The organism is Archaeoglobus profundus DSM 5631, from assembly GCF_000025285.1.
Lineage (GTDB): Archaea > Halobacteriota > Archaeoglobi > Archaeoglobales > Archaeoglobaceae > Archaeoglobus_B > Archaeoglobus_B profundus.
Window position 1 is genome coordinate 526,698 of sequence record NC_013741.1, and the last position, 18,552, is coordinate 545,249.

An 18,552-nucleotide genomic window follows, 5' to 3' on the forward strand; every position below is an offset into this window, starting at 1 on the left:
GATGTAGACAATCATGATACAATTATGATGAGGAAAAGTTTAAATCACTATCACACAGACTAGGATTATAAGGGTAGGGGAAATGTGGGCTGAACTTGTTAAAGTTGATGAGATCGGAGATTTGGATGCAGTCAGTTTGATAATATTTGCATCTGATAGCTGTTACGAGGAGCTAAGAGAACAATTCGGTAATATCAAAGCTAAAAACGTATTTGGGGCGGTATTTCCCGGAGTAATTTTCGATGGAAAGAAGTATGAAGATAGAGCTATCGCTTTAAGATTTGATTTTGAGATTTCTGGCTTTAGAGGATGCGTTCCGGCTGACGTAAAGGCCGAGACCTTACTAACATTGGCAGATGGATTCCACGAGAATGTCGAGAGCACACTTGAGAATGTGTACTTCAAGCTTGGTAATACTGTGAAGTATTTGGGAGGCGGGGCAGGTTCTCTCAACAGGCGAATAGATTGTTTGTTTGATAAAGATGGATTCTTCTCGAATGACGTACTGTTTGTATCTTTACCTTTCGACTGCAACATAGCCGTTCGTCATGGATGGCAGGAGACGGGATATTCGTTTGTCTCTACAAGAACATCTGGGAGAAAAATACTTGAACTCGACTGGACTCCCGCTTTTGAGGCTTACAAAGATATTCTAGCCCAGTTTGATATTGAGATAAGCAGAAAAAACTTTTTCGATGTTGCGATGGCGTATCCATTTGGCATATCGAAGATTTGTGGAGAAGATATTATAAGGGATCCGCTGTATCTCGATAAATCATCGATAATTTGTGCTGGAAAAGTTCCACGAAATCACATACTGAAGTTAATGAGGGGAGAGAAGGATAGACTTGTTGAGGCTGCAAGAGAGTGCGCCGAAGCTGTTGAAGGGAACGTATCCTTCGATTGTATATCACGTGTTCTGTACTTGGGTGACGAGTTTAAGAGGGAGGCAAGGCACTTGAAAGGGACATTTGGAGCTTTGACCATAGGCGAAATTGCGTGTAGCAGGGGAATAGTTGAGTTTTTCAACAAAACTTTGGTAGTGGGTGGTATTCATGAAAAAGTATACCTTGCATGAGAAGGGCAAGCTAATAACGACTTTATTAGACCTATCTACCTTCATAAGGCCCGGTAAACCTGAGAGTATCGTTATAAATTTTGGAAAAGAATTGATGAGAAGGTTTGGGCTAACGTACTTTGAAGCCGAAGTACCGATTATCAACTTCAAGGTTAGAATCCCCGAAGTCGCTGAATGTAATCAGCCTGTAGAGTATGTAGGTTCTACTATCAGATTGCGCTTTGAGGGAGATATACGTGATATACACATTAAGGCGCTGAGACCTCTATTTGAAGAACTTGATGATATACTAGCCCACACAATCTTTCATGACGTGCTCACAAAAATGCTCGAATTTTCTCAGGACATAATTTTCGTTGTTGATGAAAATGGAAGAGTTGTCGAGATGAACAAAAAGGCTAGGGAAACTTTTGGAAGTGTTGAAAAATTACCTGAAGCCCTTGATAAGGATATCTGCGATTGTGGAGGTAAAACTTACTCGATTGCTGCGTACGATCTGGGAAATCTAAAGGTCGTTGTTGGTAGAGATATAACGGAGATAAAGAGGCTTGAAGAGTCAGCAAGAGAGGGAGAAGAGAGATTTAGACGTTTGGCTGAAGCAGTTCCAGTAGCAGTCTTTGCCTATCAAAAAGATGGTTTGATTTTTGTAAATAAGGCAGCTGAGTATCTTACGGGTTACAGTAGAGATGAGTTGATTAGAGAAGCTTTCTGGAACATCTTTCCGGAAGAGGAGGTTGAAAAGGTTAAAAGGGCTATGAAAAGTAGGTTGCGCGGAGAAGTCGTTGAACCTTACAAGCTTAAAATCCGAAGAAAGGATGGATCCGAAAGGATTGTTCGCGTTCATGGAACTACCATTAGTTGGAATAGGGAAAGGACAGGTATTGCTACTTTGTTGGATATCACGGATTTGGAGGAGGAGAGGAGAAAGCTTGAAGAGTTATCAAAGATGCTATCCCTTATAAACAGAATTCTTCGCCACGATGTTTTGAATGCTATAACGTCTGCAGTCGGGTATCTGGAACTCTATAAGGAAACTAGAGACGAATCTCTCCTTGAAAAGGTTGCAATTTCGCTTGAGAGATGTGCTAACGTTGTGAGAACTATGAAATCATTTGAGGAGATGGTATCGGAAGGAAAACTTAGAATTGTCAACGTGGGTAAGATAGCTGAAGATGTTGCTAAAAGTTTTGTAATTCCAGTAAACATTGAGGGCGACTGTGAAGTCGTTGCAGATGAAGGGCTGAGAGCAGTTATTGAAAATATTGTGCAGAATGCAATTCAACACGGCAAAACTGACAGAGTAGATATAAGGATTAGTAGAGTTCATGATTACTGCGAGATAAGAATTGCCGACTACGGGAAAGGTATTCCGGATGAGATAAAGAGCAGAATATTTGAGGAGGGGTTCACATACGGTGAAAGTGCCGGTACGGGTATGGGATTGTATATAGCGGAGAGGATAGTTGAGAGGTATGGAGGCAAGATATGGGTTGAGGACAATGAGCCTCAGGGGACAACATTTGTAATAAGGCTCAAAAGTCCGTAAACCTTTAACTTCAGCGCTAAATTTGAACTATGATCTGGATCGATTACGAGAAATGTACGAACTGCAAGAAGTGTTTACATTGCCCTCAAGGTGTTTTTGAGGATGTCGGATACATCATTGTTGCAAATCCAGAGTACTGTAACGGATGCTGTTATTGCGTTCAAGTTTGTGAGGTAGAAGCCGTTCATGTTGATGAATGTTAAACTTTCTTGCCCACCTAAACGCGTATATTGGGCGTGATCATATTGAAGTTCGTGAAAGCTGAAGAATTGTTAGAAAGGAGAGAGTTCGAGAAGTTAACTCCAAAAGTTGCAATGAAATTTCTCTATCATCCGAACGAGTTTTACAGGTTTAGGGGTGCTGAGGCTCTGGGATATCTATGCAAGGGTGAGAAAGCTAGGAACTACATATTGAGGCTTTTCTGGCACTTAAGTGATGAGAGCGGTGCCTACTGTATTGGCGCGCCTTTGGGTATAGCTGAGATAGGCCTGAATAATCCAGAAGTCTTTGAAGGATTTAAGAATAGGTTTGTATCTCTTTTGGACGACTGGGAGGTGGAGAGAAAATACGTTGCTTACGGAATTGCGAGAACGGCACATCTCGTCAAAGATGCCTATCCCAATCCAGTCGAAAAGTTGTTAGAAGTCTTGAAGGAGCTTAAAGACAATCCCGACTTCGTTGCATACGCTCTTTTCGCGCTAAAAAGGTTGAAAGCTGAAATTCCGAATGAGTTCAAAAAAGATTGCAGATTTGCAAAATTCTACGACGGCGAAGGCATTAAAAGTATTAGGATCTGCGAGTTGCTCGATATCATTTGAGGACTTTTTCAGTCATCTCGAACCAGAGTACTAGATCTAGCTCGGCCAAAGTCAGGTTTCTTTCCTTCGCAATCCTTCTAAGGACTTCTTCAGCCTTAACGTACTCTCTCGGCAACTTGAATCTGTAACCCCTTCTTTCTAGCCATCTGAGAATGTGCCTGTCTACGATAGCCAAATTCCTTCTTCCAACGTTTCTCAAGAAGTGACTGCTTTCTTTCATTCCTAAACCCTTTAACTTCAAAAGCATCCTCCTTGCACCAAAATCTTCAAGCTTCAACGCTTTCTCAACTATATCAAAGTTCTCTAAAGCAGTTTTGAGGTATTTTGCTTTTCTTGAGGCAAATCTAACTCCAGCTTCTCTCATCAGTTCTTCAATTTCTCCAACGCTTAGATCGTTAAGGCTTAATCCTTCCAGAGACTTCTGAAACTTTAAGCCTGATAGAGCGGAGGAGTTTGCTGTTGATATGCAGAATGCTAGTTCGGTTTCGATTGTAGCATCTATCTTCAAATCCAAAAATGGTCTGAAATCAAATGTGGTTTTACCTCTCTCCCCAAGCTTCCTGAACTCTTCCATTCTTTTAGCAATCACTTCAAAACATCTAAAACGATCGATGGACATACTCTTTTAACCCCTTCTATCCTCTCTATTCTCTTGTGTACATCTGAAAGTTCATCAACTCCCTTTACAACAATTTCAAGAATGAGTGTGTGATCTCCCGTTGTTAGCCACATAGCTTTGACTTCCTTCCACCTCTTAAGCTCTTCTGCAACGCTCCAAAGTTTTTCAGGCTCAACATCTACGCCAGTTAAAGAGCAGAAAAGATTTGCTACCTTGTAATTAATAACGGCTCTATACCCGATTATCACTCCAGAACTCTCAAGTTTTTGAATTCTCTTTCTCACAGCAGTCTCGGTAACTCCCAAAGCTTCGGCTATCCTGACCTTAGGAATTCTGGCATTCTCCAAAAGCATTTCGATTATCTTCAAATCCTTTTCGTCCACTTGAATTAGTCTGAGTCGTAGTATATATACACAATGTTCGAAAATCGAACAAAAAGTTTTTATGATGTGCCTTTAAGATTACGATATGGGCTGTCCGAGGATTGGAGACAGTGTGGAGTTCAAGGCTTTGACGACACACGGCATGATCGATTTCCCAAAAGACTTTGAAGGTAAGTGGGTCGTACTGTTCTCACACCCAGCAGACTTCACACCAGTTTGCACAACGGAGTTCGTGGCATTTGCCAAGAGATACGATAAGTTTAAAGAGTTAAACTGCGAACTTATCGGCTTAAGTATCGATCAAGTCTTCAGCCACATAAAGTGGGTTGAGTGGATAAAGGAGAAGCTAGGTGTTGAAATACCTTTTCCAGTGATTGCCGATGATAGGGGACAGATAGCCGAAAAACTGGGTATGATTCACCCAGCTAAGGGAACAAATACTGTGAGAGCGGTTTTCATATTTGACCCTAAAGGCGTTATAAGGGCCATTCTCTACTACCCGCAAGAGCTGGGCAGGAATATAGACGAAATTCTAAGAATTGTCAGAGGATTGCAGGTGAGTGATGCCAACGGAGTTGCACTACCGGCAAACTGGCCGAACAACGAATTAATTGGAGATAAGGCTATAATTCCACCACCGACTGATGAAAAAACTGCTAAGGAGAGATTGGAGAAGGCTAAGGCTGGTGAAATCGAGTGCTTTGATTGGTGGTTCTGCTACAAGAAGGTTTGATAAAAATCTCAAAAAGTTTTAAATATTTTCCAGACTAAAATTCGCAAGAGGTGCCAAACTTGGAAACTCGGAAAAATTTGCTTAGAGGATATATAAGTGAGAGCGTTGCTATAAGCAGATATCTTATCTATTCTGACATTGCTGAGAAGGAAAAGCTGATCTATGTGTCTAAATATTTCAAGGAGGTTGCCGAAAACGAGAAGAAACATGCTGAGATATATGCCAATTTTATAAAGGAGTTGGAAGTAGAGCCAACGGATGTTGAAATAAAAGCCCCGATAAAGTTTGGAGATAGTGCCGAAAACCTGAGAATTGCTGTTGAGAGTGAAAGGTTGGAGGCTGAAGAGATATATCCGAAAATGGCTGAAGTTGCTGAGAAAGAGGGTTTTAAGCAGATAGCCGAAAGAATTAGAACGCTCGCAGAGGTTGAAAAGCAGCACTTTACGAAGTTTTCCAAGCTTTTAGAGCTTTTGGAAACTGGTAAGATGTTTAAGAGAGATGAAGAAGTTGAATGGATGTGCCTTGTTTGCGGTTATGTGCATAAAGGTAGAGAACCGCCAAAAGTCTGTCCGAACTGCGGTGCAGAGTATTACTACTTCGTATCAAAAGATATTCTGGCTTTGTGAGGTGGTTGTAATGAAAACGCTCGAAAATTTGGTTAAGGCTTTTATAGGGGAGAGCATGGCGAGAAACAGATACACATTCTACGCTAAGATTGCAAAGGAGGAGGGCTACGTTTACGTTCAGAGAGTTTTCTTGGAGACTGCAGAAAATGAGAAGGAGCATGCAGAAGTTCTTTTTGAGTTTATACAGAAGCTGAAAGGTAATGTTGATTCGATAAAAGTTGAAGCTGAAGCTCCCCTGACATTGGGATCCACAGCAGAAAATTTGAGGTCTGCAATTGAAGGTGAAAACTACGAACACACAAAGATGTATCCAGAATTCGCTAAAGTCGCTGAAGATGAGGGGTTTAACGAAATTGCGGCAAGGTTGAGGGCGATAGCTAGGGCCGAGGAGCACCACGAAAACAGATACAGAGTCTTGCTCGAAGCTATTGAAAAAGGAACTTACTTCAAAAGGGATGAAGAAGTTGAGTGGGTCTGTTTGGAGTGTGGATACGTGCACAAGGGTAGGGAACCACCCGAGAAGTGTCCCTCCTGCGGACATCCTAAGGCGTATTACGTTGCAAGAGATCTGTTAATTCTGTGAATCAAAAGAGATGGGAGCTGAGAGCATGAAATGGAAGTGTAAGTGTTGCGGATACGTCTACGATGAAAGCGTTGGTGATCCTTTCAACGACATACCTCCCGAAACAAAGTTTGAAGATTTACTGGATGACTGGGTTTGTCCAGTGTGCGGTTGCTCCAAAGACAAGTTCGTTCCTCTAAGCTTGTGAGGTGGTTTGCATGTTGGAGAAATTTGTGTATAGTAAAGAGAGGGCTGAGGGTGAAATCATAAGTAAGGTGGAAACGCATACGCCAGAGATAGAATGTCCCGATGTCGTTAAGGCTGGAGAACCTTTTGAAGTTAGAATCTCAGTCACAAAACATCCCAACAAGCTCGAGCACTCGATAAGGTATGTGGATGTGTTCTTTATCGAGGAAGGCAGGGCTTTCAACCCCGTAAAAGTTGCGAAAGTTCAGTTTACTCCAGAATATGCTGAAGCTGAAGCTGTACTGAAGCTAAAGATACAGAAAAGTGGAAAGATAGTAGCTTTGGCCTACTGCAATCTGCACGGCCTTTGGGAGAATTACAAAGAGGTTAAAGTAGAATGAACAGCTGAGTAAAGGTGGTGATTATGGAAGTAGGAAATAGGGTATACTGGGTTGGAATTCTTGACTTTCCAGAGAGGGATTTTCACAACTTCACTACGCACAGAGGAATAACTTACAACTCCTACTTGATATTGGATGAACATGTGACAGTTATAGATGGCGTTAAGCACAAATACGCAAGAGATCAGCTAAGGAAGATTTCAAAGTACGTCGATCCGAAAAAAATTGAATACGTTATTGTCAATCACATAGAGCCAGATCATTCAAGTGGTTTGCCGGATTTAGCCAAAATTGCAAATCCAACGTTTGTCTGCACAAAAAAAGCTAAGGAAGGTTTGGAAAAGTACTACAATGCCGATTGGAATTTTAAGGTCGTAAGGAGTGGAGACGAACTTAAAATTGGAGAAAACACGTTAAGATTCATCGAGACACCCATGCTACACTGGCCGGACAGCATGATGACATACATGGTTGAACAGCAAATACTGTTCTCTATGGATGCATTCGGACAGCACATCGCAAGTGAGGAAAGATTTGACGAAGATTTGGGCGTTGAAGAGGCTTTAAAATGGGCTAAGGTGTATTACGCGAACATACTGATGCCATACTCAAACCTCGTCTTAAGGATACCCAAGATATTTGAAAAGTTCGATGTTAAGCCAAAGATCATAGCTCCTTCTCACGGCATTATATGGAAGAATCCGGAGAGGATTTTGAGAGCTTACGAGAAGTGGGCGAAGTTCGAAGTGGAAAAGAAGGCTGTTGTGATATACGACACTATGTGGCATTCAACCGAAAGAATTGCTTTTGCCATTGCTGACGGAATAGCCTCTACTGGAGTAAAAACACTCGTTTTCAACGTAAGAAAGGATACATGGGCGGATATAGTTACCGAAGTCTTGGATGCTAAGGCTGTTTGCATTGGAGCTCCGACAATGCACAACCATGTATTTCCACCAATGGCAGGCTTTCTAACGTACCTCAAAGGATTGAGACCAAAGAACAAGATCGGAATTGCCTTCTGCAGTTACGGATGGGGAAGTGGAGCTTACGAGGATATAGTTGAAGTTATGGAAGGTTTGGGTTGGGAGGTTGTTGAGGGTTTGCAGGTTCAGTTTAGGCCGAGCGAGAGTGAGTTGAAAAAGGCATTTGAGTTGGGTGTTAAAGTAGGTGAAATGGTAGGAGGTGGTTTGAATGGGTGAAAAAATCGAGTATGGAGAGTTCGAGAAGGAGATGGAGTTGAGTAAGGAAGAACTCAAAGCGTTCTTGCAGAAAATGATAGAAAAAATCGATCAGGGGAGAATTACATGCGAGTTTAAGGAAAGGGAAATCTACGTCGATTTCGTTGAGCCTGTTAAGGTAAAGGTGGAATACGAGGGAAGTAGCGAAGAAGAGGAACTTAAGATAAAGTTCAAGTTCAAGGGAAAGGTCTTACCAGAGGTACCCAAGTTCCAGTAATTTCCAATTTTTTATTCAATTTTTCTTGTCTTAATTTCCGATATCAATTCGTCAACTCTCTTTGCAATCATGTTTCTCAAACTATCGATTGGAACTGGTCTGTAGATGTACTTGTAACCTCCTGTTCTCACTATCTTATAATTCTTGACGACAAGACCTCTCTCCTCCAACCTCTTCAGAGCCCTGTAGACGGTTGCTTTGTTCTTTTCAACAGCTTTTGCAATACTATCGACGTCAGCAAATCCTTTATCAAGAAGTGCTAGGTACACTTCAGCTTCGAAACATTTTAAGCCCAATATACAAGCCAGAAGACAGGTTGAAGGATTACACTTTCGCATGAATTCAAGGTGTTGACTTAAGGAATAATTCTCTATCGGTTGTAGTATTGGCATAGGGGAACCTCTTGAGATTATTGTTTCTAGCATAAGCTTGAAATACAATCGATTTCGAAGGTGTCCATGCACATAACCCTAGCTCCTTTCGTAGCTGCAATCATCTTAGCGATTCTAGATACCTACAAGTCTTTTAGAGGTGATAAATCATCTTTTGGAATTTTAGGATACATTTCAATATTCATTGGTCATTTACTATTTGTAAGATCATTCCTAATTAACGACTTTACACTTAAAGAAGTCTTCTTATATTCTTCAAAATATTTAGATCTTGCATACAAATTTTCCGCATCTTGGGCCGGGAGTGGTGGGTTTATAGTCTGGTGGTTATTTATATTTACCATCCTAACATCTCTGAGAAGATTAAAATCTCCAGATTCGAAGATGACGTATCACAACCTCATGATAATAGGTTTGATAGTAGCGGCGATCCTGAACGGAGCTTTTGAGAGATTGAACTTTTCCCCTGAAAACGGTTTAGGCTTGAACCCTCTACTGAAAACATTTTGGATGCTCTTTCACCCTCCAGCCTGTTTTATTGGGTATGCTTTGGGATTCTTAATAGCCATAGAGGTCCTTTTGGGTAGGGAGAACAGATTTTTAATTGGGCTTACGTGGATATTTCTGACTCTCGCCAACGTTCTTGGAGGCGTTTGGTCATACTTCACTCTTGGCTGGGGTGGCTATTGGGCGTGGGATCCAGTAGAGACGGGTTTGCTCTTGCCTTGGCTAAGTCTAACGGCATGCTTTCACAATCCAAAACTTAGAAGAAACTTGATATTATTAACAGGATTCTCGGTAGCCTTCGCAGCTTTCGTTACGAGGGGTGGAATTTCTCCACTACACGGCTTTGGAATCAACACATCAGGCTACGCGATAATCCTTTTAGGTATTCCTTTCCTTGTAAAGGCCTTAAAGGACTGGCATTTCGACTTTAAGGTAAATCCTCTGAATGTTGCAACATATTCCCTAATCGGGAGCTACATTGTTTGCTTTCTAGGTCTAATCTACCAGTTCTTTGGTAAGGTCAGTGTTGATTACTATAACTTTGCAAACATGCCTTTCATACTTGCACTTCTTTCAGTTTTGCCGATATGCGGAGCTAAAGATTACGGAAATTATTTGAAGCTTTTAGTTCTAACTTACATCTCTTCGATAGTATTGACAGCTTTAACTGTCTTCGGCTACATAACTTGGTGTGAGGATGCTCCGATCTACGTAAACTATGCAGTATCTCTCATTTTGCCCGTAGCCTTTTTCAGCCTTCTTTCAATTCTGAAGCTGCAAAGGATTGAACTCAAGATATTACACGTCTCTATCTCACTGTTGGTAATAGCTGTGAGTATAAGCTGGCCTTACGCCTACTATTCTAACTACAAGTCCATTTATGTCGATGATAGTGCATATATCGATGATCTGCATATTCAGATAGTTTCAAAGGAATTCAAGATGGGAGTTGAGGAAAGTTTTGAAATAGTTAAGTTGCGTGTGAACGGTAAAGATGTTGAGTGTAGAGTTAGATTAGACCTGAATTGGCTCTTTAGAAGTGGAAACTTCATATTTCCAGATCCTGCAGTCGTGAATATCTGGTTGGATAATTATTATATAGTGATACCTAGGGCTATGGATCTGTTTATGTTCACATGCAAATACCTCTATGAGAGAAACGAAACGTACACTTTGATGATGGTATCTCACGTGACAGGTCTGAACTACGAAACACTTATAGAAGAGGTTAAGAACTGGAAACCGAAAGAGGGTGTCATGCTAGTGTACAAAAAAATACCATTCATAAATCTTGTCTGGATTGCCTGCGCCTTAATGATATTCGGTGAAATAATCGCATTGGCAAGGTGGGCAAAATGATACTTGTCTTTTTGATAGCTTTAGATATAGCGACGGTAATCTACTCCGTTTTTTTCGGGTACTATCCAAACATAACACTCTTCGATGCAACCTGCTACAGAATACTCTATATTCATGTGCCGCTGGCTTGGAACATGTACATAGCTTTCACTTTAACCTTCGCATTTAGTCTGGCCTACCTTCTAAAAGAGAATCCTAAATTTGATGCAGTAGCATTCTGTTCGGCAGTATTGGGAATTCTATACGGTGTAGGTGCCATCATAAGTGGAATGCTCTGGGCCAAAGAAGTTTGGGGATCTTATTGGAGCTGGGATCCAAGACAAACCACAACATTGACAGCTTTATTAGCTTACATAGGTTACCTTGCTTTAAGATCATCCATCTTAGAGATTGAAAGAGCTAGAAGAATTTCGTCTGTTTTCGGTGTTTCAGCATACATAACAATTCCGTTGAGCTTTGTTTCGGCAGTTGTAGTCCAAAGCTTGCACACACAACTACCTCAACAGCCTCTAGGTGAAGAGGCGCACATTCTGCTCGCTTTGAGGGTCATAGTTTCGTTTGCAACATTCTTAGCCTTGCTGAGAATGTACTACACAAGCGTGATGAGGAAATTTGAGGAGAAAGTATAAAACCGTAAGTAAATCCGAAAGTATGTATTGGGGGGTTTACGCCTCACTCGCAATCTATATCGTAATATTGGCGATGGCAACAGCAGTAGTGAGAAGGGGGTTCGCGATCCATGAATAAGTTTGTTCCCGTCATAGCTTTGACTATGGTATTTGGATTGATAGGATACCTGACTCTGAGTTCTACAAGCTACTTGAGCGTATCAGACCTCAAGGAAATAAAGGACATAAGAAGGGTTGTTGTGATTGGGAATGTTACAAAGGGTAGTGTGAAGTTCGAAGACCATCTTGAGTTCAGAATAAACGATGGTGTCTGGGAGGTTAAGGTGATCTATCCAAGCTACGTTAGACTTGACAATGCGAGTGGCTATGGCACGGTTGTCGTTGAAGGAACTTACTATCCGGAAAACAAAACAATATTTGCCGTCAGAATTGAATCAAAGTGCCCATCCAAGCAGGTCGTAGAGGCTTACAAAGGTGTGTGAATGATCGAGCTTGAAGACGTTTGGAAGAGATTTAAAAAGGAGTGGATACTTAAGTCAGTAAACCTTAGATTAAACGGCAACGGATTGTTTGCAATTCTTGGAGAGAACGGTAGCGGTAAAACAACTCTTCTTAAAATAATGTGCGGTCTTATAAAGCCGAACAGGGGTAGGGTAAGAATTCTCGGCATTGATTTGAGGAAAGACAAGAGTTATAAGAGATATATAGGTGTTCTGCTTCACGAAAACGTACTATACGAGGAACTTACGGTAGAGGAGAATCTAAAGTTCTACGCAAAGGCCTATGGATGTTACAGCGAGATTGCTAGGAACATGTCAAAGAGACTTGGATTGGACAAATATATGAGCGCGAAGGTTAAGGATCTCTCGTTTGGGTGGAAAAAGAGAGCTAACCTTGTCAGAGCCTTGCTTAACGATCCAAAGGTAGTCCTGCTTGACGAACCTTTTTCTGGGTTGGACGAAAGTGCAAGGATTGATGTTTGCGAGATTTTGAAAGAGTTGTCAAAGGATAGGATAGTTATCTTTACAACGCCCGTTAGCCCAGAGATTGATTGCAAAGTCTTTAGACTCGAAAAAGGTGTTCTGCATGCTGGAATTGCTGATTAAAGATCTCAAGATTGAGGTCAGAAGGAAGTTCGAAATATTGGCTTCTCTCTCATTTGTACTCGTATCATCGCTTTTAATTGCTCAATCATCTTACTTACTAGCAAGAAACTTGATAGTTCCAGCATTTTTCATTGTACTAATCTTTGTAGCTGTTTTCACATCGACGACATCCTTCTTAAGAGAGATGGATTCAAAAACGATCTACGGCTTAAAGTTGCTACCGTATCACCCGTACACGATCTTTATTGCAAAAACAATCTTTACATTCGTCTTAATATTATTTCAAGGCTTCTTGGGGATGGTGTTTTTGGCAGTTTTCTCAAATGATTTTAGTCTGTTCGGCCTTACCTTAACATTCATAGTGTTTTCATTCTACATAGCAATCATATCAGCATTCTCATCCGCTCTCGTGATGTATTCCGAGGGTAGGTCTTTCCTTATACCAATGATCGTGTTTGTCTTTGCAGTGCCAGTCTTAACGCCACTTCTAAAACAAGATACGGTTGCACTAATATTAGAATCTTCAGCCGTAACACTAGCTTTGGTGTCCTTATCACCGTACATCTTGGAGGACTAAAAACTTATCTTTTTAGCGATTAAACTACAATTAATGAGACTTGACAGACTCCTCGTGATTAAAGGATACTTTTCATCGAGGCAGAAGGCGAAGGAAGCAATTAGAAGGAGATTTGTTATTGTGAATGGTAAGGTAGTTACGAAACCCTCCTACGATGTGGACTTCGATGTTGAGATAAGAGTTTTGCAAGAGGAAAAGCCAAAGGGGTACTGGAAGCTAAAAGAACTTGATGAAATGTGGAATTTGATCAAGAAAGACGATATAGTTTTGGATCTAGGAAGTAGCGCTGGTGGATTTCTTCTCTATGCGAGCGAAAAGGCTGAGAGAGTTTACGGGATTGAGTACAGCAGGGAGTTTGAAGACAAGCTCAAAGAGATTGAAAGAGAAAGGGATAACGTTAAAATATTCATCGCTGACGCTTTTACATTCGATCTGAGCGAGCTTGAGCCAGTTGATGTAATTCTGAGCGACCTAACCTTGAAGCCTTCATACGCTTGGAAAGCTACGAAGAGATTTATTCCTCTTTTGAAACCTCAGGGTAGGGTTTTGTTCGTTGCAAAAACTGGCGTTTACAATGAAGAAATCGATTTCTCCCCTCTGAAAGTTGTTGATTGGATAGATTCAAAGGATAGAAAGGAAAGGTATTACCTATTGAAAATTTAGCGCTTCTCTCTGGGCATACATATTATCTCCTTTATCTGCATGTCGAAGAAGTTGTTCATGTGTGCCGGCCTTATCACAACAGCTGTATCAGCACCTCTACTCCTTCCTCCCACCGCTACAACCTCCTCAATCGGAATTGCTCCGCTGTCCGCAGCCATTATCGTTATCTCAACACACACCTTTAATCCGTGACCGAACAAAGCCCTTAAAGCCTCAGCAACTGCTTCAGTCCTAGAAAGACCTCCGAACTTCCTTGTAAAGCTCCTTTCCAACCCAGAGAGTATATGACTCTGCCTGACTATCGTAACTCCGTTCTTTCTCAAAAACTCTTCGATCTCAGGTTTCATCGAATTTACTCCTTCCTCGTAAAAACCCGTGTGGTAAGTTACCACAACTAAGTTAATGTCCTTATCTCTGACTAGCTCGTAAGCCTTCTTTCCCGTCTCTCCGCTTGAAGAAGCAACAATTAAATACCTTATCCCGAGTTCCTCGCATCTCTCAACGGCAAGCTTAAGTGTGGCGTCGGTGTTCATGTAACCGGGCTTATCGAAGTAAACGATCTTTTTCTCGATCATGAACTTAAGCTGATCAGTAGGATTATAGACATTACCATCAAGACTATCGTCAAAATTAGGGCGTAGAAAGCGTATTTAGAATCTCCAAAGACTATCGGTATTGGGCCTATGAGAATGACTCCCCCGGCTTTAACTTCCTTCTTTCGCTTCTCTTCACGTTTACCTCTAAAAGCCTTCTGCAATTCTACTTCCTCTTCTTCAAACTCTTCCTCCTCTTCGAATTCCTTAAAACCTGTCAGAAGACCTAAAATTACCAGAAATATTCCCAAGAATATCAGAATCAAAGCTAACAGCCAAAACATCCTACCACCTCGCTAAGATTAGCATGAAAGTTAGGAGTATTAAAGCTAAAACTATTCCGAGAATAACCATATCTGGTGAAGAGCCAAAAACGATCGGAAAAGGCCCTATGATTACTACTCCACCGTAGTGAACTTGGCCAGCACTCAATCCTAACAGGGCAATTCCTAGGAGTATCAGTGCAATTCCTACAAATATCAAGTCTATACGCATGACTTAGATAAGCCTTTTCTACAATTAAGTTTAGCGGATGCGATGGTCAGGCTTAGGGGATTCAAGGAAAGGACGATAGTAAGAGATGCAGTTAAAGCTTTAGAAGGTGTAAGGTTTAAGCGGGTAGATTCCGAGATAGTTGAGATAACTAGAGCATGTGGTAGAATTTTGGCTGAAGATATCATTGCAAAATACAACGTTCCTCACTTCGACAGATCAGCTGTTGACGGTTACGCTGTTGTTGCTGAAGACACCTTTGGCGCCAATTTGAACAATCCCGTAATGCTCAAAATCGTTGGAGAGGTGGAGATGGGTGAAGAGCCTATCGAAATGAGTAGAGGTACAGCTGTTCGCGTTTCAACTGGTTCAGCTTTGCCAAAGGGAGCTAATGCAGTTGTTATGCTCGAATACACGAAGGAGGTTGGAGAATTTGTTGAAATATATAGGCCAGTAGTCCCTTTTGAGAATGTTTCTAGGGAGGGGGAGGACATAAAAGCGGGAGAGGTTGTTCTGAAGGCTGGTGAGATTCTGCAACCGCAGGATATAGGTGTTTTAGCTTCTCTAGGCTATGCGAAGGTTAAGGTTCTGAAAAAGCCAAGAGTTGTAATAATATCTACGGGCAACGAGCTTGTCGAGATCGGAGAGGAGTTGGAAGTTGGGAAGGTTGTTAACTCGAATGCGTATATGCTATTCTGTGCCTTAAAAATGTACAACTGCGAACCTTCAGTTTATGGAATAGTTAGAGACGACTTCGACGAATTGAAGAAGGCGATAATTCAAGCTTTGAGTGTGGGTGATTGCGTTATTACAACCGGTGGAACTTCCGTAGGTAAGGGCGATTTGGTTCCAGAGGTTGTTAAGGAAATAGGCAAAATCGTTTTTCACGGGATATCGATAAAACCGGGGATGCCCACTGGTTTGGGAGTTATTGATGGAAAACCTGTTTTGATGCTCTCTGGATTCCCAGTTGCATGTTTAATCGGATTTGAACTAATATTTCCACACGTTTTAGCCAAGCTAACCGGTGTTAGGGTTGTGAAGCGTAGGGGTGAGGGTGTTAAAGCCAAGCTAAAGAGAAGGATTCCTTCAAAGGCTGGAGTTAGAACTTTTGCGAGAGTAATTTATAAGGATGGCTTTGCAGAGCCTTTAATGACCTCAGGTTCTGGTATTTTGACTTCTATGGTTAGAGCAAACGGCATAGTTGTAGTTCCAGAGGAGAAGGAGGGATTTGAGGAAGGGGAGGAAGTAAACGTCGTTCTTGTAAGAGATTTGATCGAAGAAGTTACCTGAAAATATGCCTTTTCACACCTTTCATTCTGATAAGCGGCTTTGAGAGATGTCTTCTTGCACACGGAGGGACTTCGTAAAAGCCAGTATCCAAATACCTCTCAACCTTCTTTCTAATCTTTTCAAAAGCTTTCGTCTTGCACCTCTTACACCTAAACCCCTTACCCCTACCAGCGGATTCCATTCTTTTACCGCAAATTGGACATATCGGATTTTCCTCAACCCAAATCTCAGCAACTTCTAAAATATTTATCTTCTCCAAGTTTATCGTTTTCTTCTTCATCGAGCCGTAAACTTCAACGACGTCACCTTCTCTCAACTGTCTGACTACCTCTCTAAACTGTTTTGTAGGTTCAAATGCCGCACACTTAACCTCTCCAAACTTGGTTTCAATATGGAAGAATACGTGTCCACCGGTTATCTCGTAAGGTTCAACAGTCACAACTCCTTTAAGGATGTAGGAGTGAAAATCCTCAAGCTTATCAACCTCGCTCTCGTGAATTAAATGCATATCCGTCCCCTGATTCGTTATGAATACCATGTACTTGTCTATCGGCTCAGTTTTAACCATCTCAAACGCTTTCATCACAGCATTGAAATCGTCCCCTCTGATTCCAAACAGGACTGGATCGGGTGAGTTAGGTACGGCAACAACGACCTCGTTCATCCAATCAACGGTATCCCAAGTTAAAGGATAGGTTTCGTAATCCGCATCGAAGAATGATTCTTCATCGTATTCTCTCGGCAAACCGAATCTCTCAGGTTTTCTGTAAGCTAAAACCTCTATAGTTCTATCTGGTAACTCCAAGCCTACAGAGGCTAAAGCTCCTATTAACCCTCTCCCCTTCTTAAATTTCAAATGGGGTATCATGTACTTTCCAATGATGAAAAGGGCAGTATCCAAAGATACGACATCCCTGACAACCTTTAAAGCAAATCTCGATAAATAATCCATGACCTCACTCTCATCATCTACAAAGACCACACCGGGATTGGTATTTTCATCTTCAAGCTCCGCATACTCCTCAACAATTTCCCTTGCGATATCTATTACCTCATCCCTTCTTCCATCGTCAACCTCCAAAAGGAAGGAGACTGCTCCATTCCCTCTCGTTTTGTAAGGAATTGTCGGATTCAGCCTTATGAGGCGGGGAAAACCCATGAGCTTTCCTACCCTCTCCTTCTCAAGTCTTTCAATCATTAATGTTGCCAGATAAGTTGTACACATTCCCTTCCTCGAATCCGTGTCATCTATTCCTATCCAGAGTTTCATACCTTTCTGGGATCCGTTATCTCACCGTAAATGGCTGAAGCTGCGGCTGTAGCTGGAGAGCAGAGATATATGAACCCTTTCGGACTCCCCTGCCTCCCGATGAAGTTTCTGTTCGATGTTGACAGACTGACTTCGCCACTTGCAATTAGTCCAAAACTACCGCCCATGCAAGGACCACAACACGGGAACTCAACTATAGCCCCTGCATCTACGAGCTTTTCGATAATCCCGTCCTTTAAAGCCTTGATGTAAACTCTTTTGCTTGCCGGAACTACTATCAGCCTAACTCCTTTCGTGACACTTTCCCCTTCAAGTATATCGGAAGCTATCTTCAAATCTTCGTACCTACCATTCGTGCAAGAACCTATGAAAACCTGATCGATCTTAGTTCCCTCAACCTCCTCAACATCTACGACGTTATCGACTTTATGGGGCTTTGCAACTTGAGGTGACATATCGGTTACGTCCAATTCAACAATTTTCTCGTAATTTGCATCTTCATCGCTCCTAAGCTCTTCAACATCGCCATCAAACTCTATTTCCATCTCCTTGAGATATTCTAAAGTGACTTTATCTGGTTCAACGATCCCCGTTTTTCCACCCATTTCAACAGCCATGTTGCACATCGTAAGCCTTTCACTGACGTTCAGCTCTCTTACCACCTCTCCACCAAACTCGCACGCCTTATAAGTTGCTCCTTTTGCCGAAACCATTCCTATCAGCTTGAGTATTATGTCCTTACCGTAAACGTGCTTACCCAACTTCCCGTTTATCTCGAATCTTATCGTCTCAGGCACCTTAAACCAAAGCTTTCCACTTGCAAAAACGCATCCCATATCAGTTGATCCAACTCCCGTTGCAAAAGCTCCCAAAGCTCCGTAGGTGCATGTATGCGAATCTGCACCTACTACGAGCATTCCCGGCTTAACATGCTTCTCAACCATTATCTGATGGGCTATTCCTTCTCCAACATCGTATAAAATTACACCTTCCTCCTTAGCAAATTCTCTCAGCATCTTGTGGTTTTCAGCGGCAGTAACACTATCTGCTGGAGCTTGATGATCGAAAACTATGACTATCTTCTTAGGATCGAAGACACCTTTTCCCTTAATCTCCCTAAAAGCCTTTACAGCTAAAGGTGCTGTTATATCGTTAGCCATAGCCATGTCTACTGGAGCGAAAACGAACTCACCTGCTTTAACATCCTTTCCACAAGCTCTTGAAAATATCTTCTCTGTGATAGTCTGACCCATGCTGAAAA

At 41.7% G+C, this 18,552-nt stretch carries 26 protein-coding genes; 18 read left to right on the forward strand and 8 right to left on the reverse strand.

The genetic code is table 11. The annotated features are described in order from the left end of the window. Positions 1–82: 82 nt before the first annotated feature. Genes ARCPR_RS03115 through ARCPR_RS03125 form a run of 4 tightly spaced genes read left to right on the forward strand, consistent with a single transcriptional unit; the run spans position 83 to position 3,442 of the window. Positions 83–1,078 carry an FIST signal transduction protein gene (locus ARCPR_RS03115; RefSeq protein WP_012940024.1) on the forward strand — a complete coding sequence of 332 codons (996 nt, stop codon included), beginning with the start codon at positions 83–85 and terminating at the stop codon, positions 1,076–1,078. After that, on the forward strand, positions 1,056–2,624 hold the full coding sequence (locus tag ARCPR_RS09305; RefSeq protein ID WP_012940025.1) for a PAS domain S-box protein: 1,569 nt from the start codon (positions 1,056–1,058) through the stop codon (positions 2,622–2,624). The genes ARCPR_RS03115 and ARCPR_RS09305 overlap by 23 nt, the downstream gene beginning before the upstream one ends. 29 nt (positions 2,625–2,653) lie before the next feature. Beyond that, positions 2,654–2,827: a 4Fe-4S dicluster domain-containing protein gene (locus tag ARCPR_RS09595; protein ID WP_012940026.1), complete on the forward strand. Its 174-nt coding sequence runs from the start codon at positions 2,654–2,656 to the stop codon at positions 2,825–2,827. Positions 2,828–2,878: 51 nt separating this feature from the next. Further along, positions 2,879–3,442: a HEAT repeat domain-containing protein gene (locus ARCPR_RS03125; RefSeq protein WP_245526163.1), complete on the forward strand. Its 564-nt coding sequence runs from the start codon at positions 2,879–2,881 to the stop codon at positions 3,440–3,442. On the opposite strand, the gene ARCPR_RS03130 is transcribed toward ARCPR_RS03125, so the two are convergent. Together ARCPR_RS03130 and ARCPR_RS03135 are read right to left on the reverse strand one after the other, a co-directional pair. Beyond that, positions 3,435–4,016 carry an N-glycosylase/DNA lyase gene (locus ARCPR_RS03130; RefSeq protein ID WP_245526151.1) on the reverse strand — a complete coding sequence of 194 codons (582 nt, stop codon included), beginning with the start codon at positions 4,014–4,016 and terminating at the stop codon, positions 3,435–3,437. The two genes, ARCPR_RS03125 and ARCPR_RS03130, sit on opposite strands and share 8 nt — an antisense overlap. Before the next feature lie 11 nt (positions 4,017–4,027). After that, positions 4,028–4,444: an Lrp/AsnC family transcriptional regulator gene (locus tag ARCPR_RS03135; protein ID WP_012940029.1), complete on the reverse strand. Its 417-nt coding sequence runs from the start codon at positions 4,442–4,444 to the stop codon at positions 4,028–4,030. A gap of 85 nt (positions 4,445–4,529) precedes the next feature. On the opposite strand from ARCPR_RS03135, the gene ARCPR_RS03140 reads away from it, so the two are divergent. Genes ARCPR_RS03140 through ARCPR_RS03170 form a run of 7 tightly spaced genes read left to right on the forward strand, consistent with a single transcriptional unit; the run spans position 4,530 to position 8,410 of the window. Then, positions 4,530–5,177 carry a peroxiredoxin gene (locus ARCPR_RS03140; RefSeq protein WP_012940030.1) on the forward strand — a complete coding sequence of 216 codons (648 nt, stop codon included), beginning with the start codon at positions 4,530–4,532 and terminating at the stop codon, positions 5,175–5,177. A 50-nt stretch (positions 5,178–5,227) separates the two neighbouring features. After that, complete coding sequence (locus ARCPR_RS03145; RefSeq protein ID WP_245526152.1) at positions 5,228–5,803, forward strand: rubrerythrin family protein; 576 nt, start codon at positions 5,228–5,230, stop codon at positions 5,801–5,803. 10 nt (positions 5,804–5,813) lie between these two features. Then, positions 5,814–6,386, forward strand: a complete 573-nt coding sequence (gene rbr, locus ARCPR_RS03150; RefSeq protein ID WP_012940032.1) for a rubrerythrin — start codon at positions 5,814–5,816, stop codon at positions 6,384–6,386. Between the two features lie 25 nt (positions 6,387–6,411). Beyond that, complete coding sequence (locus tag ARCPR_RS03155; protein ID WP_048084753.1) at positions 6,412–6,573, forward strand: rubredoxin; 162 nt, start codon at positions 6,412–6,414, stop codon at positions 6,571–6,573. Between the two features lie 10 nt (positions 6,574–6,583). Next, complete coding sequence (locus tag ARCPR_RS03160) at positions 6,584–6,952, forward strand: class II SORL domain-containing protein (protein WP_012940034.1); 369 nt, start codon at positions 6,584–6,586, stop codon at positions 6,950–6,952. A 23-nt stretch (positions 6,953–6,975) separates the two neighbouring features. Continuing rightward, entirely contained in the window at positions 6,976–8,154 is a 1,179-nt protein-coding gene (locus tag ARCPR_RS03165) for an FprA family A-type flavoprotein (RefSeq protein ID WP_012940035.1), read from the forward strand. Continuing rightward, the gene (locus tag ARCPR_RS03170) at positions 8,147–8,410 is read left to right on the forward strand and encodes an amphi-Trp domain-containing protein (RefSeq protein ID WP_012940036.1); all 264 of its coding nucleotides are present in this window, start codon (positions 8,147–8,149) and stop codon (positions 8,408–8,410) included. Before ARCPR_RS03165 ends, ARCPR_RS03170 begins: the two co-directional genes overlap by 8 nt. An 11-nt stretch (positions 8,411–8,421) precedes the next feature. Here the strand turns inward: ARCPR_RS03170 and ARCPR_RS03175 are convergent, their stop codons facing one another. Further along, positions 8,422–8,802, reverse strand: coding sequence for a helix-turn-helix domain-containing protein (locus ARCPR_RS03175; RefSeq protein ID WP_187286422.1), 381 nt, complete (start codon positions 8,800–8,802; stop codon positions 8,422–8,424). A gap of 66 nt (positions 8,803–8,868) precedes the next feature. Between ARCPR_RS03175 and ccsA the strand changes: the two genes are divergently transcribed. The 6 genes from ccsA (at position 8,869) to ARCPR_RS03205 (ending at position 13,643) form a co-directional block, all read left to right on the forward strand. Continuing rightward, positions 8,869–10,668: a cytochrome c biogenesis protein CcsA gene (gene ccsA / locus ARCPR_RS03180; RefSeq protein ID WP_012940038.1), complete on the forward strand. Its 1,800-nt coding sequence runs from the start codon at positions 8,869–8,871 to the stop codon at positions 10,666–10,668. Beyond that, a complete protein-coding gene (locus ARCPR_RS03185; RefSeq protein WP_012940039.1) occupies positions 10,665–11,297 on the forward strand; it encodes a cytochrome c biogenesis protein in 633 nt (210 codons plus the stop codon). The genes ccsA and ARCPR_RS03185 overlap by 4 nt, the downstream gene beginning before the upstream one ends. A 110-nt stretch (positions 11,298–11,407) precedes the next feature. Further along, positions 11,408–11,779, forward strand: coding sequence for a cytochrome c maturation protein CcmE domain-containing protein (locus ARCPR_RS03190; RefSeq protein ID WP_012940041.1), 372 nt, complete (start codon positions 11,408–11,410; stop codon positions 11,777–11,779). Then, positions 11,780–12,403 (forward strand): ABC transporter ATP-binding protein, encoded by a 624-nt coding sequence (locus ARCPR_RS03195; protein WP_012940042.1) that lies wholly within the window; start codon positions 11,780–11,782, stop codon positions 12,401–12,403. Beyond that, entirely contained in the window at positions 12,384–12,980 is a 597-nt protein-coding gene (locus tag ARCPR_RS03200) for a hypothetical protein (protein WP_012940043.1), read from the forward strand. Before ARCPR_RS03195 ends, ARCPR_RS03200 begins: the two co-directional genes overlap by 20 nt. Positions 12,981–13,013: 33 nt before the next feature. Beyond that, on the forward strand, positions 13,014–13,643 hold the full coding sequence (locus ARCPR_RS03205) for a S4 domain-containing protein (protein WP_012940044.1): 630 nt from the start codon (positions 13,014–13,016) through the stop codon (positions 13,641–13,643). Here the strand turns inward: ARCPR_RS03205 and ARCPR_RS03210 are convergent. From ARCPR_RS03210 to ARCPR_RS03220, 3 genes are read right to left on the reverse strand one after another with little or no spacing between them, the layout of a single operon-like run. After that, positions 13,640–14,218 carry a pyruvate kinase alpha/beta domain-containing protein gene (locus ARCPR_RS03210; protein ID WP_012940045.1) on the reverse strand — a complete coding sequence of 193 codons (579 nt, stop codon included), beginning with the start codon at positions 14,216–14,218 and terminating at the stop codon, positions 13,640–13,642. The two genes, ARCPR_RS03205 and ARCPR_RS03210, sit on opposite strands and share 4 nt — an antisense overlap. Then, positions 14,215–14,520: a TIGR00304 family membrane protein gene (locus tag ARCPR_RS03215; protein ID WP_012940046.1), complete on the reverse strand. Its 306-nt coding sequence runs from the start codon at positions 14,518–14,520 to the stop codon at positions 14,215–14,217. The genes ARCPR_RS03210 and ARCPR_RS03215 overlap by 4 nt, the downstream gene beginning before the upstream one ends. Before the next feature lies 1 nt (position 14,521). After that, positions 14,522–14,731 (reverse strand): TIGR00304 family membrane protein, encoded by a 210-nt coding sequence (locus ARCPR_RS03220; RefSeq protein ID WP_012940047.1) that lies wholly within the window; start codon positions 14,729–14,731, stop codon positions 14,522–14,524. 42 nt (positions 14,732–14,773) lie between these two features. Between ARCPR_RS03220 and ARCPR_RS03225 the strand changes: the two genes are divergently transcribed. Next, positions 14,774–16,021, forward strand: coding sequence for a molybdopterin molybdotransferase MoeA (locus tag ARCPR_RS03225; protein ID WP_012940048.1), 1,248 nt, complete (start codon positions 14,774–14,776; stop codon positions 16,019–16,021). Here ARCPR_RS03225 and ARCPR_RS03230 read toward each other — a convergent pair. Both ARCPR_RS03230 and hacA read right to left on the reverse strand, forming a co-directional pair. Then, positions 16,014–17,291, reverse strand: a complete 1,278-nt coding sequence (locus tag ARCPR_RS03230) for a tRNA(Ile)(2)-agmatinylcytidine synthase (RefSeq protein WP_012940049.1) — start codon at positions 17,289–17,291, stop codon at positions 16,014–16,016. The two genes, ARCPR_RS03225 and ARCPR_RS03230, sit on opposite strands and share 8 nt — an antisense overlap. Next, positions 17,288–18,544, reverse strand: coding sequence for a homoaconitase large subunit (gene hacA / locus ARCPR_RS03235; protein ID WP_012940050.1), 1,257 nt, complete (start codon positions 18,542–18,544; stop codon positions 17,288–17,290). Before hacA ends, ARCPR_RS03230 begins: the two co-directional genes overlap by 4 nt. Positions 18,545–18,552: the final 8 nt, after the last annotated feature.